The 13,297-nt window shown below is 60.8% G+C and carries 10 protein-coding genes; 2 read left to right on the forward strand and 8 right to left on the reverse strand.

Going from position 1 to position 13,297, the window contains the following annotated elements:
- The first annotated feature begins 12 nt into the window (after nt 1-12).
- Nucleotides 13-1,350, forward strand: coding sequence for an RNA helicase RhlE1 (gene rhlE1, locus AC3I65_RS03030; protein WP_047229546.1), 1,338 nt, complete (start codon nt 13-15; stop codon nt 1,348-1,350).
- Between the two features lie 112 nt (nt 1,351-1,462).
- Here the strand turns inward: rhlE1 and AC3I65_RS03035 are convergent, their stop codons facing one another.
- The 8 genes from AC3I65_RS03035 to AC3I65_RS03070 form a co-directional block, all read right to left on the reverse strand.
- The gene (locus AC3I65_RS03035; protein WP_047229547.1) at nt 1,463-2,704 is read right to left on the reverse strand and encodes a TIGR03862 family flavoprotein; all 1,242 of its coding nucleotides are present in this window, start codon (nt 2,702-2,704) and stop codon (nt 1,463-1,465) included.
- 76 nt (nt 2,705-2,780) lie between these two features.
- On the reverse strand, nt 2,781-4,664 hold the full coding sequence (locus AC3I65_RS03040; RefSeq protein ID WP_488524297.1) for a methyl-accepting chemotaxis protein: 1,884 nt from the start codon (nt 4,662-4,664) through the stop codon (nt 2,781-2,783).
- A gap of 56 nt (nt 4,665-4,720) precedes the next feature.
- Nucleotides 4,721-5,962, reverse strand: a complete 1,242-nt coding sequence (locus AC3I65_RS03045) for an OprD family porin (protein WP_047229549.1) — start codon at nt 5,960-5,962, stop codon at nt 4,721-4,723.
- Between the two features lie 152 nt (nt 5,963-6,114).
- The gene (locus AC3I65_RS03050) at nt 6,115-7,854 is read right to left on the reverse strand and encodes an acetyl/propionyl/methylcrotonyl-CoA carboxylase subunit alpha (protein WP_188252428.1); all 1,740 of its coding nucleotides are present in this window, start codon (nt 7,852-7,854) and stop codon (nt 6,115-6,117) included.
- Nucleotides 7,851-9,467, reverse strand: a complete 1,617-nt coding sequence (locus AC3I65_RS03055; RefSeq protein ID WP_488523450.1) for a 5-oxoprolinase subunit B/C family protein — start codon at nt 9,465-9,467, stop codon at nt 7,851-7,853. Before AC3I65_RS03055 ends, AC3I65_RS03050 begins: the two co-directional genes overlap by 4 nt.
- Before the next feature lie 9 nt (nt 9,468-9,476).
- Nucleotides 9,477-10,283 (reverse strand): putative hydro-lyase, encoded by an 807-nt coding sequence (locus AC3I65_RS03060; protein WP_076386428.1) that lies wholly within the window; start codon nt 10,281-10,283, stop codon nt 9,477-9,479.
- Nucleotides 10,280-11,050, reverse strand: coding sequence for a LamB/YcsF family protein (locus tag AC3I65_RS03065; protein ID WP_076386426.1), 771 nt, complete (start codon nt 11,048-11,050; stop codon nt 10,280-10,282). Before AC3I65_RS03065 ends, AC3I65_RS03060 begins: the two co-directional genes overlap by 4 nt.
- A gap of 28 nt (nt 11,051-11,078) precedes the next feature.
- Complete coding sequence (locus AC3I65_RS03070) at nt 11,079-12,311, reverse strand: NRAMP family divalent metal transporter (RefSeq protein WP_076386749.1); 1,233 nt, start codon at nt 12,309-12,311, stop codon at nt 11,079-11,081.
- A gap of 277 nt (nt 12,312-12,588) precedes the next feature.
- Here AC3I65_RS03070 and AC3I65_RS03075 point away from each other — a divergent pair, with 277 nt between their 5' ends.
- The gene (locus tag AC3I65_RS03075) at nt 12,589-13,254 is read left to right on the forward strand and encodes a GntR family transcriptional regulator (protein WP_076386424.1); all 666 of its coding nucleotides are present in this window, start codon (nt 12,589-12,591) and stop codon (nt 13,252-13,254) included.
- Nucleotides 13,255-13,297: the final 43 nt, after the last annotated feature.

The raw sequence follows: 13,297 nt of genomic DNA on the forward strand, positions 1-13,297 counted from the left end.
TACGGTACTTCCATGACTTTCGCCACCCTTGGCCTGATCGAACCCTTGCTGCGCGCCCTCGAGACGCTCGGCTACCAGACCCCAACCCCGGTGCAGGCCCAAGCCATGCCGGCGGTGTTGGCCGGTCGCGACCTGATGGCCGCGGCCCAGACCGGCACCGGCAAGACCGCCGGTTTCGCCGTGCCGCTGTTGCAGTTGCTGACCACCGAGGGGCCGAAGGTCAGCGCCAACTCGGTACGGGCGCTGATTCTGGTGCCGACCCGTGAACTGGCCGAGCAGGTCCACGAAAGCGTGCGCCAATACGCGCAGAACCTGCCATTGAGCACCTATGCGGTGTACGGCGGTGTCAGCATCAACCCGCAGATGATGAAGCTGCGCAAAGGGGTTGATCTGCTGGTCGCCACGCCGGGACGCTTGCTCGACCTGTTCCGCCAGAACGCGCTGAAGTTCAATCAGCTGCAGACCCTGGTGCTGGACGAAGCCGACCGCATGCTCGACCTGGGCTTCTCCGAGGAACTGGCGAATATCTACAAAGCGCTGCCGAAGAAGCGCCAGACGCTGCTGTTCTCGGCAACCTTCTCCGACGCGATCCGCTTGCTGGCCGGGCAAATGCTCAACGACCCGTTGAGCATCGAAGTGAGCCCGCGCAACGTGGCCGCCAACACCGTCAAGCAATGGGTGGTGACGGTGGACAAGAAGCGCAAGCCAGAGTTGTTTGTGCACCTGATGCGCAAGAACAAGTGGAAACAGGTGCTGGTATTTGCCAAGACCCGCAACGGTGTCGATGCGCTGGTGGAAAAACTCCAGGGCATGAGTGTCAATGCCGACGGCATCCACGGCGATAAACCCCAGGCCACCCGCCAGCGCGCGCTGGACCGTTTCAAGGCCAGTGAGATCCAGATCCTGGTGGCCACCGACGTCGCCGCTCGTGGGCTGGATATCGAAGACTTGCCGCTGGTGGTGAATTTCGATTTGCCGATTGTCGCCGAGGATTACATCCACCGTATCGGTCGTACTGGCCGGGCGGGTTCCACCGGGGAAGCGATTTCCCTGGTCTGCGCCGATGAAGTGAATCTGCTGTCAGCCATCGAAACCCTGACCCGTCAGACGTTGCCACGGCAGATGGAACAGGACTTCGAGCCTGAACATCGGGTGCCGGAGACCGATGCCAGCGGCCAGGTTATCAAGAAGCCGAAAAAACCGAAGAAACCGAAAGCCTCGGGCGGTGGCGGCAAGCGCAACCTGGGCAAGTGGGTCGACAGCGGCGACGCCTCGCCCGTGGAGCCCTCGGTCAAGCCAGTGCGTAAAGTGCCGGTGTTCAACACCGGGCCGCGCAAGCGTAAGCCTTGATGACCCGCAGCGTTTGACAGGCCGCCATCGCGAGCAGGCTCGCTCCCACATTGACGGTGTACACAAATCAAATGTGGGAGCGAGCCTGCTCGCGATAGCCGCGCCTGGGTTTTCAAACCTTGCGCTGTAACCACTCCAACATTCCCAGCCCAGCCGCCTGGCCGCTGGCAAAGCAGGCCGTGAGCAGATAGCCGCCGGTCGGTGCTTCCCAGTCGAGCATTTCCCCGGCGCAGAACACGCCAGGCATCTGCTTGAGCATCAGGCGTTCGTCCAGGGCTTCGAAGGTCACGCCACCGGCACTGCTGATAGCTTCGTCCAGCGGGCGGGGTTTCACCAGGGTGATGGGCAAGGCCTTGATTGCCTGGGCCAGCCGCGCCGGGTCGGCGAAACAATCGGCAGGCGTTTGCTCGCGCAGCAACGCAGCCTTGACCCCGTCGATCCCCAATTGACTGTGCAGGTGCTTGGCCATTGAGCGTGAACCGCGTGGCTTGCTCAGGGCTTGCTGGATTTTATCCACAGGCCGGCCCGGCAGCAGGTCCAGATGGATCGTCGCGCTACCGTGCTGGTTGATGGCTTCGCGAATCGGCGCCGACAGGGCATAGATCAGGCTGCCTTCGATGCCGGTGGCGGTGATCACGCATTCACCGAGGCGCGGTACATCGTCATTCAGGCCGATGGCGATATTTTTCAGCGGGGCGCCGGCGAATTTGCTGACCATCAGATCGCTCCAGGCCGGCACTTCGAATCCGCAATTGCTCGGCTGCAAGGGCGCAAGGCCTACACCGCGCTGTTCCAGTGGCAGCATCCAGGCACCATCGGAGCCCAGGCGTGACCAACTGCCACCGCCCAGCGCCAGCAATGTCGCAGTGGGGCGCAGTGTTTTTTCGCCGTCCGCAGCGGCGACTAGCAAGCTGCCGTCGGGGTTCCAGCCCAGCCAGCGATGGCGGGTATGGATCATCACGCCGGCATCGCGCAGGCGTTTGAGCCAGGCGCGCAGCAGCGGGGCGGCTTTCATGTCGGTAGGAAATACCCGCCCGGAACTGCCGACAAAGGTCTCGATGCCCAATCCGTGAATCCATTGGCATAACTCGTTGGCGCCGAATGCCCGCAGCAGCGGGGCGATATTGGGCGCGCGCTCGCCGTAGCGGGACAGGAACGGCGAGAAGTCTTCCGAGTGGGTGATGTTCATGCCGCCGACCCCGGCCAGCAGAAATTTCCTGCCCACCGAAGGCATGCCGTCGTACAGGTCGACCTGTATCCCGGCCTGGCTCAACACCTCGGCCGCCATCAGGCCGGCTGGGCCGCCGCCGATGATGGCGACGTTTGGGATGGAAGGCTTGGGCGCTTGGGTCATGGTGAGCTGTGTCTGGCGGATCAGGGCGGGCATTCTATCAGCTCGGTTCACTGGCCGAGGGGCATGGCGTGTGTGTCTACAACTTGAAAGTATCGACCACACTCCGGAGTCGTCCGACTTCAAAATCCAGTTCTCCACACGCCGTGAGGGTCGAGCACAAGTTGTCGGTGGCATGGCGATTCAACTGGCTGATCTCATGAACATCCCGAGTGAGCTGGTCGACAGCGCTGGTTTGTTCCTCGGTTGCAGCGGCGACCGTCAGGCACATCTCATCGATCTCGATGATGCGTGACACCACGGTCAGCAGGCTGTCCCCGGCCTGGGTTGCCACACGTACACTTTGGCTGCCGATTTCATGGCTGCGCAGCATGGTCTTGGCAGCCTGGGTAGCCCCCTCCTGCAGTGCCTCGATCACCGCCCTGATTTCTTCGGTCGCTGTCTGGGTGTGGTGGGCAAGGCTTCTGACCTCGTCCGCCACCACGGCAAACCCGCGCCCGGCCGCTCCGGCCCGGGCTGCCTCGATGGCAGCGTTCAAGGCCAGCAGGTTGGTTTTTCCGGAGATCGTCGAGATGACCTCCAGCACCTTGCCGATATTGGCGCTTTTGGCGTTGAGCTCTTCGATCTGTGCGCGGGTTTCTTCGATGTTTTCTTGCAGGCAACTCATCGCATTGACCGTGTTCTCGACGAGCATGCAGCTCGAATCGATCTGCGCCCTGGCGCTCGAGGCGCCTCTGGACGCCGCCGAGGCACTCGAGGCGATTTCTTGCGCCGACGCCCCAAGCTCCTCAATGGCCGCCGCCACGTTGCTGGTAAAGCCGGATTGGTGTTCCGACTTCCCAACCGAGGAGTTGGAGGCCGTCAGGACCTTGCGGGTGGCCTCTTTCAGGGAGTTCGTCGTTGATGAGACTTCGGTGATGGAGGCATGGATCCGGTCGCCGAAGCGATTGAAACTCACGGCCAGTTGGCCGAATTCATCATTCGACAGGATCGACAGGCGTCGGGTCAGGTCTCCGTCGCCCTGGGCGATATCTTCCATCGCGTGACTGATAAGGCGCAGGGGCTTCATCAACACGCGAATAAGCAGCCCGAGCAGCAACAGGGTGGCCAGACCGGCAACGATTGTGGTGATGATCGCCGAACTGCGGAACGCAGCAAGACTGGCCATGGCTGCCTGTTTGTCCAGGACGATGCCGATGTACCAGTCTTTCATCGGCAGGCCTTTGATCGCAGAGAACAGTGTGAATTTCACGCCATCGACCGTAGTGGCTTCCACCAATTGATCATTGAGCGTCGGGGTATTGCCCGGAAACAGATCGGACAGTGTCTTGCCGATCAGTGCCTTGTCGGGGTGAACCAGTATTTTGCCTTCCTTACTCACCAGAAAAGCGTATCCACTGCCCTCGAAGGCTTGCGCGTTGAGCGTTTGGGAAATCGTCTCGATGTTCAGACTGGCGCCCAGGACGCCGAGCGTTTGCTGCCCGGCGTGGAGGGCGACCGCCTGGGTGATAATCGGGTAGTCGATCCCGGCCCCTACGTAGGGTTCGGTCATTGCCACGCCATGGTCTACGGCGTCTATGTACCAGCGCCGTTGCCGACTGTCGTAATCGGCTGGCATCTCCCGCGGGGGATGGATCTGGAACCCACCGTCACGGGTGCCCACATAACCGGCGATAAACTGGCTCATGAGCACTTGGCTTTGCAACTTGTCGAGTATGTTTTGCGGCGAGGGATCGCGGCCGATGAGTTCGGCAAATCCCTTCAGCAGAATCAGTCTTCCGTCCAACCAGCTCTGGATATCATGTGCCATCGATGTCGAGAGCGATCGAGTGTGTTCCTCGATTTTTTTTACGTTGTCGTCACGCAACCGAACGTCATTCAATACGGTGAATGCGGAAAACACCGTCATGATAAGCAACGAAGCAATCAGTAGTATCTTCTGGTTAAACCTGAGATTTTTCATTGCGCTTTCTCTGAATAAGGATCGGTTGCGCAGGGACAAAGGTCGCCGTCAGCGAATTACCAAAGGGCTAATGTGTAACTGACGATCAGGCGGGTTTCATCCAGGTCATTGCTGAAGTTCGAACGAACCGTAGCGTTTCTGAGTTTGACCCCGAGGTTTTTCAGCGAACCGCTTTGGACCACGTAACCGATATCCGTATCGCGCTCCCACTCTTTGCCCGTATTACTGCCCCCGACCAACGCGTTGTCACCCTGGACATAACGACTCATGAACGTCAGCCCGGGAATGCCCAGCGCGGCGAAGTTGTAGTCATAACGCAGCTGCCAGGAGCGCTCTTGGGTGTTGGCAAAGTCATTGATCTGGACGAAGTTGACCAGGTAAGGGTCGCTATTGGCAATGTACGGGAAGGGATCGTCACCGCTCATGCGCTGATAGGCGGCGGTGAACACGTTGGCGCCCAGGGTGTAGGCAACCAGTCCGTTCGCGGCGCGGTTATCGAGGGGGCGGAAGTTACCGTCATCGGTACTTTTCGAATAACGTAGATCGAACTTCAGCGACTGCTGCGCGGCAAGAGGGATTTCATAGACGACGCCGCCAAAGAACTGTCGGTAGACATTTTCCAGATTGCCGTAGAACAGACTTGTGCTAAGGGCCTTGTTGAAACTGTAAGTACCGCCGGCAAAGCGGAAGTCATCACTGACACCGCCGATGCGGTTACCCGTGAAGTCCTGATAGTTCGAGGAACTGTTGAACTTGATTTGCTCCAGCTTGCCGCCTTGCAGGACCAACTGATCAATGTCCTTGGAGGTCAGTAGCGCGCCTTCGAAGGTGGAGGGCAACAGGCGTGTGTCATTGCTCGATACCACGGGCGTACGGAAGGCGAGTGAGCCAACCTTTAGAGCGGTTTCCGACACCTTCGCCTTGGCCGTCAACTCAAGTTTGGAATATTCGTCCTGTGAGCCGCGGCCGTTTTTCGAACTAAGGTCAGCCGGCAACAGGCCCGTGCCACCGGAACCATCACCGCCGTCAAGCTTGAGGCCGAGCATGCCAACCGCGTCGATGCCCAGGCCCACGGTGCCGGCGGTATAACCTGACTCGAATCGCAACATGGCGCCCTGGGCCCATTCTTTTGCCGAGTCCCGCTGGGCCGTGGGAGGACCGTTGCGAAAGTCACGATTGAAGTAGAAGTTACGCAGTTCCACACTGGCCTTACTGTCGGCAATAAAATCTGCAGATGCCGTAAAAGGGAAAATCAACGCGCAAGTACCCGCAATAGCCAAAGTCTTATTGATTGACATGCTCTTTATGCTCCAGATAACAGCAGATTTATGTGTTGGGTTTTATCGTTATTTTGATTGCAAAGTTACATCTACAGTTTTCTGCGGGCAGCACGCGGCAACCGGGTTATTACCCAGTTGCGCGTACTGACTGCGAAAAGAAAAGTTTTAAATCAGAGAGCTGTTTTGATGCGGCCAATGACGGAGCCGGCTTCAAAATAGTCGCCTGCCTGTTTGGCGATCTGCACCTGGCCTTCACAAGGTGCGAGGACCGAGGTTTCCATTTTCATGGCTTCTACAACCGCGATCACTTGCCCGGTGCTCACCGACTCGCCGTCTTCGACGACCCAGGTATGCAGATTACCCGCCACGGGCGTCAGTACCGCCTGCGGATCAGTGACCTCGGAGGGGGCCGTGTTTTCGCTGGCGGTACCCGCTGCATTCAGGCTGACGCCTCGCAGCAGCGCAGCCGGAAGGCCCAGTTCGTGGCGCTTGCCGTCGATCTCGACAAACGTGCGCAGGATGCCTGGGTCGGCCGATACCGCGGTACGTGGGGCGAGCGTGATCTGTTCGGCGAAATCGGTTTCGATCCAGCGCGTGTGCACGGCGAATTTATCGGCACCGGTGAAGTCGTCATGGTCCATCACGGCCCGGTGGAACGGCAGCACCGAGGCAATGCCTTCAATGTTGAATTCCGCCAAGGCGCGTCGGGCGCGGACAATAGCCTGTTCGCGGGTGGCGCCGGTGACGATCAGTTTGGCCATCATCGAGTCGAAGGTGCTGGGCACTCGCGAGCCGCTTATCACGCCGCTGTCCAGGCGCACACCCGGGCCAGACGGTGGCAGGAAATCGGTGATCTGACCGGGGGTGGGCAGGAAGCCCTTGCCTGGGTCTTCCGCATTGATGCGAAATTCGAAGCTATGGCCACGTGGGGTCGGCGTCTCACTGAAGGACAACGGCAAACCGTCGGCGATCCGCAGTTGTTCGATCACCAGATCCACCCCAGTGGTCTCTTCGGTCACCGGGTGCTCGACCTGCAAGCGGGTATTGACCTCAAGGAACGACAGGGTGCCATCCTGGCTGAGCAGGAACTCCACCGTGCCGGCACCGACGTAGCCGGCTTTGGCGCAGATATCCTGAGCGGATTGATGAATACGCTGGCGCTGTTCGTCGCTGATAAAGGGCGCCGGCGCTTCCTCCACCAGCTTCTGATTGCGCCGCTGCAAGGAGCAGTCACGCGTGCCGATGACGACGACCTTGCCGTGTTTGTCGGCGAGGATCTGCGCTTCGATGTGCCGAGGGCGGTCGAGGAACTGCTCGACATAGCACTCGCCACGACCAAAGGCCGCTTGCGCTTCGCGCACGGCGGAGGCGAACAATTCAGCCACTTCATCCATGCGCCAGGCGACTTTCATGCCGCGTCCACCGCCGCCAAAGGCAGCCTTGATGGCAATTGGCAGGCCGTGCTGTTCGGCAAAGGCCAATACTTCGGCGGCGCTTTCGACCGGGCCAGGCGTACCGGCTACCAGAGGCGCCCCGACCAGTTGGGCAATTTTTCGCGCCTCGACCTTGTCGCCGAGCACGTCGATGGTCTGCGGGTTGGGACCGATCCAGATCAACCCTGCGTCGATCACCGCCCGGGCGAAATCGGCCCGTTCAGACAGAAAACCATAGCCGGGGTGCACGGCATCGGCGCCGCTGCGTTTGGCCACGGCAATCAGTTTGCCGATATCCAGGTAGGTTTCGGCCGGGCGCTGGCCATTCAGTGAGTAGGCTTCGTCGGCCTGGCGCACGTGCAGGGCGTCGATGTCCGCGTCGGCATAGACCGCGACAGACTGCACGCCGTAGTCGCGGCAGGCGCGGGCGATGCGGACGGCAATTTCACCACGGTTGGCAATCAGCAATTTTTTCATGGAATTTTTTTCACATCGGCAGTTGAAGAAGCTTGCGTAACGGGTTGAATCTCTTTGAAGCCGTCCACAGGGTTGAAGCGAATCTGCGCATTGATAGGGATCTGGCCAGCCAGGTCGAGATGGTAGCTGGCGACTGCGGCGATCACTGGATAGCCACCGGTCAACGGGTGATCGGCGAGAAACAGAACCGGTTGGCCGCTGGCCGGGACCTGAATGGCGCCCACGGAGGTGCCTTCGCTGGGCAACTCATGGTGGTTGCTGCGCGCTAGCGGTATTTCACCGGCCAGACGAATACCGACGCGGTTGGACTGTGAGGTGACGCGCCAGAGCTGGCTGCTCAGACGCTGGATGGCGTCTTCGGTAAACCAGTCGGTACGCGGCCCCATGACCACGTCAAGGGTGACGATGTTGGCAGCAGTAGGCAGCTCAAAGGCTGGGGCTTCGTTCAGCGATACGCTGGTTCCCGTTGTCAGTGTCGTAAAGCCCAATAGGTCGCCGGCGGCGAGCGCCGGGGGGCCGACCTGGGCCAGGGTGTCTGTGGACAGGCTGCCCAGCACCGGAGTGACGTCAAAGCCGCCGCGAATCGCCAGGTAGCTGCGCAGCCCCGCGAGGGGGGAACCCAGGCTGACGCGGTCACCCGCGTCCAGCTCGATGGGCTGGTAGTGACTTGCCTGCCATTTCAGGCCACTGGCGTTGGTGATTGTGACCGGGGTTTGCGCACCGGTGACCGCGATCACGGCACGGCCATGGCAAACGAAGCTCAGGCCGCCGAGTACCGATTCCACACAGGCCATGTCCGAGCGGTTGCCGACCGCGCGGTTGGCTGCCCGCAGCGCGCCCAGGTCCAGCGCGCCGGAACGGGATACGCCTTGGCCGGTTTGGCCGGGACGGCCCATATCCTGCAATACGCTGTGCAAACCGGGGGTGATGATTTCCAGATAGGCGCCGCTGGGCGCGGCGGCACTTGCCGGTACCGTGGGGGCGGGCAGGCCACCCGCCGGGAGCGGGCCTGCATCGGTGAAGCGCACTTTATAGCCTGGACGCAGCAAGGCCGATTCAGCGCGGTTCAGGTCCCACATCTGCAAAGGCGTGACGCCGATGATCTGCCATCCGCCGGGGCTGGCTTGCGGATAAACACCGCTGAATTCCCCCGCCAGGGCAACCGCACCCGCGGGTATGCGGGTACGTGGAGTTTGTCGGCGAGGCACCTGGAAACCCGCACCGCCGGTGAGGTAGGCGAAGCCCGGCGCGAATCCGCAGAAGGCCACGCTGTAGTCATGGGCGGTGTGGCGTTGGACCACCTCGGCGCGGCTGATCCCCAGCAGCGTGGCGACCTCGTCGAGGTCTTCGCCATTGTAATGGACGGGAATTTCCACCCGGCGATGCTCGATCGCGCGGCGCTGGCTCAGGTCTTGGCTAGCGATACGATTGACGAGCGCCTGCTGCGCAATGGCGCTGGGGCGAAATTGGATCAGCAGCGTTCGTGCGGCAGGAATGATTTCCTCCACGCCAGCAATCGGCTCGGCCATCAGGGCGTCGAACAACGCCAGTGTCTCGTCGAGGTCTTTCAATTCGACGAGCAGGGCGTCCAGGTTGACCGGTAGAAAACGCACGGGAGACTCCTAGACGTGGTAGGTGCTGTCAGGCACATCGGTGATGAACATATGGCCCGGCGAATGGGTGATGGCGAAGGGCACGCCCGAGGCCATGACCGCGGCCTGGGGAGTGACGCCGCAGGCCCAGAACACCGGGATCTCGCCGGGTTCGATGCGTACGGCATCGCCGAAATCGGGGCGTCCCAGGTCCTGGATGCCGAGCAGCGCGGGTTCGCCGATGTGCACCGGGGCGCCATGGACTGAGGGATAGCGTCCGGAAATAGTGCTCGCCTCAGCCACGCGATCGGCGGGGATCGGTCGCATCGATACCACCATTTCACCCTGTAGACGTCCGGCCGGGCGGCAGGCACGGTTGGTCCGGTACATCGGTACGTTGCAACCATCGGTGATATGCCGCACTTCGATGCCGGCCTCTTGCAGGGCGGTTTCAAAGGTGAAGCTGCAGCCGATCAAAAAGGCCACCATGTCGTCGTGTTCAGCCCAGGCCTGAGTGGCATCGCTGACTTCCTCGGCCAGCTTTCCATCACGCCAGATGCGGTACAGCGGGATGTCAGTGCGCAGGTCCGCCCCTTCAGCCAGCAGCGTACTCGGGCTGCCGGCGTCGCTGACGTCAAGGATCGGGCAGGCTTTGGGATTGCGCTGGGCATACAGCAGGAAGTCGTACGCCCAGGCGCGCGGCAGGGCGATCAGGTTGGCCTGGGTCATGCCCGGCGCGATACCCGCCGTGGGGGCGACCCGGCCGTTACGGTAAGTGCTGCGTGCATCCCGGGCAGCGGCAATCGCCGCCTGGCGGGCGAGATCCAGGGCATTCATGGGCGTGCTCCGGCAAAGGGCTGCAAGGACATGTGCGCCTGTTCCAATACCCGGCGCAGCTCGCGGGCCATTTCCACCGCTGCGGGGCTGTCGCCATGGACACAGATCGAGTCGGCCTGGATTTTGGTCAGGCTGCCATCGATCGCTTCGAGGCAGCCGTCTTCAACGAGGCGCAGCATACGTTGGGCGACGAGCTTGGGATCGTGCAGCACCGCGCCTGGTTCGCGGCGAGAGACGAGGGTGCCCTGTGGCGTATAGGCACGGTCAGCGAAGGCTTCGGCGATACACTGCAAACCCTCGTTACGGGCCAGTTCAATCAGGCTTGAGCCGGCCAGGGCAACCAATATGAGGTTGGAGTCGATCGCGCGGATGGCTTCGATCACGGCCAGCGCCTGACGGCGATCGTGAGCAATGGTGTTGTACAAGGCGCCGTGGGGTTTTACGTAGCGCACCGACGTGCCGGCGGCCTTGGCCAGGCCTTGCAGCGCGCCGATCTGGTAGATCACGTCGGCCGTCAGCTCATCGCTGGCCACGTCCATGTTTCGGCGGCCAAAGCCCACTTTGTCCGGGTAAGCGACATGGGCACCAATGGTGACATTTTTGGCCGCCGCCGCTTTCAGTGTCCGCAGGATGCCGGCCGGGTCGCCGGCGTGGAAACCGCAGGCGACATTGGCGCTGGTCACGACATCGAGCATCGCGGCATCGTCGCCCATGTGCCAGGCGCCAAAGCTTTCGCCCAGGTCGCTATTGATATCTATGGTTGGCATTCACGTGACTCCTTGTTCGTTATCGGGCTCAGGCAACGTTGAGGAAGGCGAAGATCGGCCCAACGGATTTGATTGCCATGTACCAGGTCAGCAGGCAGGTCAGGGCGCCCAGCACCAACAGCCAGCGTGGGTAATGGTAACCGCCCATGAGGTCGGACCGGCGCCAGCCGACGTAGATAAAGATGCTCAGGCCGATTGGCAGTATCAGGCCATTGAAACCGCCCGCGAAGAGCAGCAGTGCGGCGGGAGCCGTTCCCATCAGGGCAAAGATCAGCAGCGACAGAGCGATGAACACGGTGGTGGCGCGGTTGCGCCCCTGCTCAGTGATGTCCGGCTTGAACACGGTGATAAAGGAAATGGAGGTGTAAGCGGCGCCGATCACGCTGGTGATACTGGCGGCCCAGAGGATGAGACCGAAGACGCGCAGGCCGAACTGCCCGGCTGCTGCCTGGAAGGCTTGTGCGGCCGGATTGGCGCCCTGGCCCGAGGTGTCGATGACTACGCCGCTGGCAACAACGCCGAGGATGGCGAGAAACAGGATGTAGCGCATGAGGCCGGTGACCATGATGCCGCCCAAGGCTGCCTTGGTCACTGCCTGGAGGTTTTCTACCCCGGTAGTCCCGCGGTCCAGCAGTTTGTGAGCCCCCGCATAAGTGATGTAACCGCCGACCGTGCCGCCGACAATGGTGGTAATGGTGGCGAAGTTGATCTGGTCCGGAAGGACGGTTTGATAGAGGGCTTCGCCCAGTGGCGGATTGGAAGCGAAGGCCACGAACAGGGTCAGGGCGATCATCACCAGTCCCAGCACGACGATCAGTCGGTCGACGGCCACTCCGGCGCGGTGGGAAAGGAAGATGCCGATAGCCAGCAAGGCGCTGAGACCGCCGCCCCATTTTGCATCAAGCCCCATCAACGCGTTCAGACCCAGCCCGGCACCGGCGATGTTGCCGACGTTGAACACCAGCCCGCCGAAAATCACCAGCACCGCCAGCAGGTAACCACTGCCTGGAATCGCGTTGTTGGCCACGTCTGCGGCACGCATTCGGGTCAGGGTGACGATACGCCAGACGTTAAGTTGAACCACGAAGTCGATCAGAATCGACGCCAGGATACCGAACGCAAATGCCGCACCCATTTTGGCCGTGAACGTGGCGGTCTGGGTGATGAAGCCAGGGCCGATGGCGGACGTTGCCATCATGAAAATTGCTGCGATCAGGGAAGCGCGTCGCGTCTTTGTAAAATCTTGAGCGGTCTGTGTCACGGCTGTCTGTGTCACGGCATCAATTCCTACGGTGGGAGATATTTTTTTATTGAGCAACGAGCGTGCCATGACTCAAACATCGGTCTAAAAGTGTTGATCTATAGCATTTGAATTGTTCAACAATCAGTTTGATGTGGGGCTACAATTCGCACCAAATTGTAACCTTATCACTCGTGGGTGTTACTTAATGATGCAGGCGACACCCTTGCTCCTTGCCATGGGCGGGGCTCTCATGGAACATCAAAGTGACTTCTCTTATTCTTATTCTGGATTGCACATGAACGACGTTTCACCTTCCCTTCCTCGCTCGCTGGGAGAATCCATTACCCAGGAGGTCCGCAGAATGCTGGTCGAAGGTGAACTGGTTCCGGGCCAACGATTGTCCGAAGCGGCCCTGGCCGAAAGCCTGCAGATTTCCCGCAACACCTTGAGGGAAGCGTTCAGGGTCCTGACCCGCGAGGGGTTGCTCAAACATGAACCCAATCGCGGGGTGAGCGTGGCGGTGCCCGATATGGCGTCGATCATCGACATCTATCGTGTCCGCCGCTTTATCGAATGCAAGGCCATTGCCCAGGGTTACCCGCTGCATCCGGGAACGCTGCATATGCGTGAGGCGGTGGAGGCGGGCATGCGAGCGCGTGAAGTCAAGGACTGGAAGGCTGTCGGCACCGCCAACATGATGTTCCACAAGGCTATCGTCGAACTCGCCGACAGCCCGCGATTGGTGGTGTTCTACGGTCAGATATCAGCCGAGCTGCGGCTGGCATTCGGCCTGCTCAAAGATCCGGAGTTCCTGCATATGCCCTATGTCGATATGAACGTTTCAATCCTGCGTTGTATCGAAGAAGGACGATCAGAGGAGGCAACCCGGCTGCTTGAAGCCTATCTGGTGCAGTCGGAGCGCACCGTTCTGGCCGCTTACGAACGCAGTCTGAACCGGTAGTACCCTACGAGCGCGACGAACTCCTCGCCAGCCAAGCCAAGCC

It is taken from the genome of Pseudomonas sp. N-1-13 (assembly GCF_057787095.1).

Excerpts from the sequence above, each read along its gene's own strand:
- AC3I65_RS03045 (WP_047229549.1), bottom strand. The coding sequence starts at position 5,962 with ATGTCAATCAATAAGACTTTGGCTATTGCGGGTACTTGCGCGTTGATT.
- AC3I65_RS03050 (WP_188252428.1), bottom strand. The coding sequence starts at position 7,854 with ATGAAAAAATTGCTGATTGCCAACCGTGGTGAAATTGCCGTCCGCATC.
- AC3I65_RS03040 (WP_488524297.1), bottom strand. The coding sequence starts at position 4,664 with ATGAAAAATCTCAGGTTTAACCAGAAGATACTACTGATTGCTTCGTTG.
- AC3I65_RS03060 (WP_076386428.1), bottom strand. The coding sequence starts at position 10,283 with ATGAATGCCCTGGATCTCGCCCGCCAGGCGGCGATTGCCGCTGCCCGG.
- AC3I65_RS03075 (WP_076386424.1), top strand. The coding sequence starts at position 12,589 with ATGAACGACGTTTCACCTTCCCTTCCTCGCTCGCTGGGAGAATCCATT.
- rhlE1 (WP_047229546.1), top strand. The coding sequence starts at position 13 with ATGACTTTCGCCACCCTTGGCCTGATCGAACCCTTGCTGCGCGCCCTC.
- AC3I65_RS03035 (WP_047229547.1), bottom strand. The coding sequence starts at position 2,704 with ATGACCCAAGCGCCCAAGCCTTCCATCCCAAACGTCGCCATCATCGGC.
- AC3I65_RS03065 (WP_076386426.1), bottom strand. The coding sequence starts at position 11,050 with ATGCCAACCATAGATATCAATAGCGACCTGGGCGAAAGCTTTGGCGCC.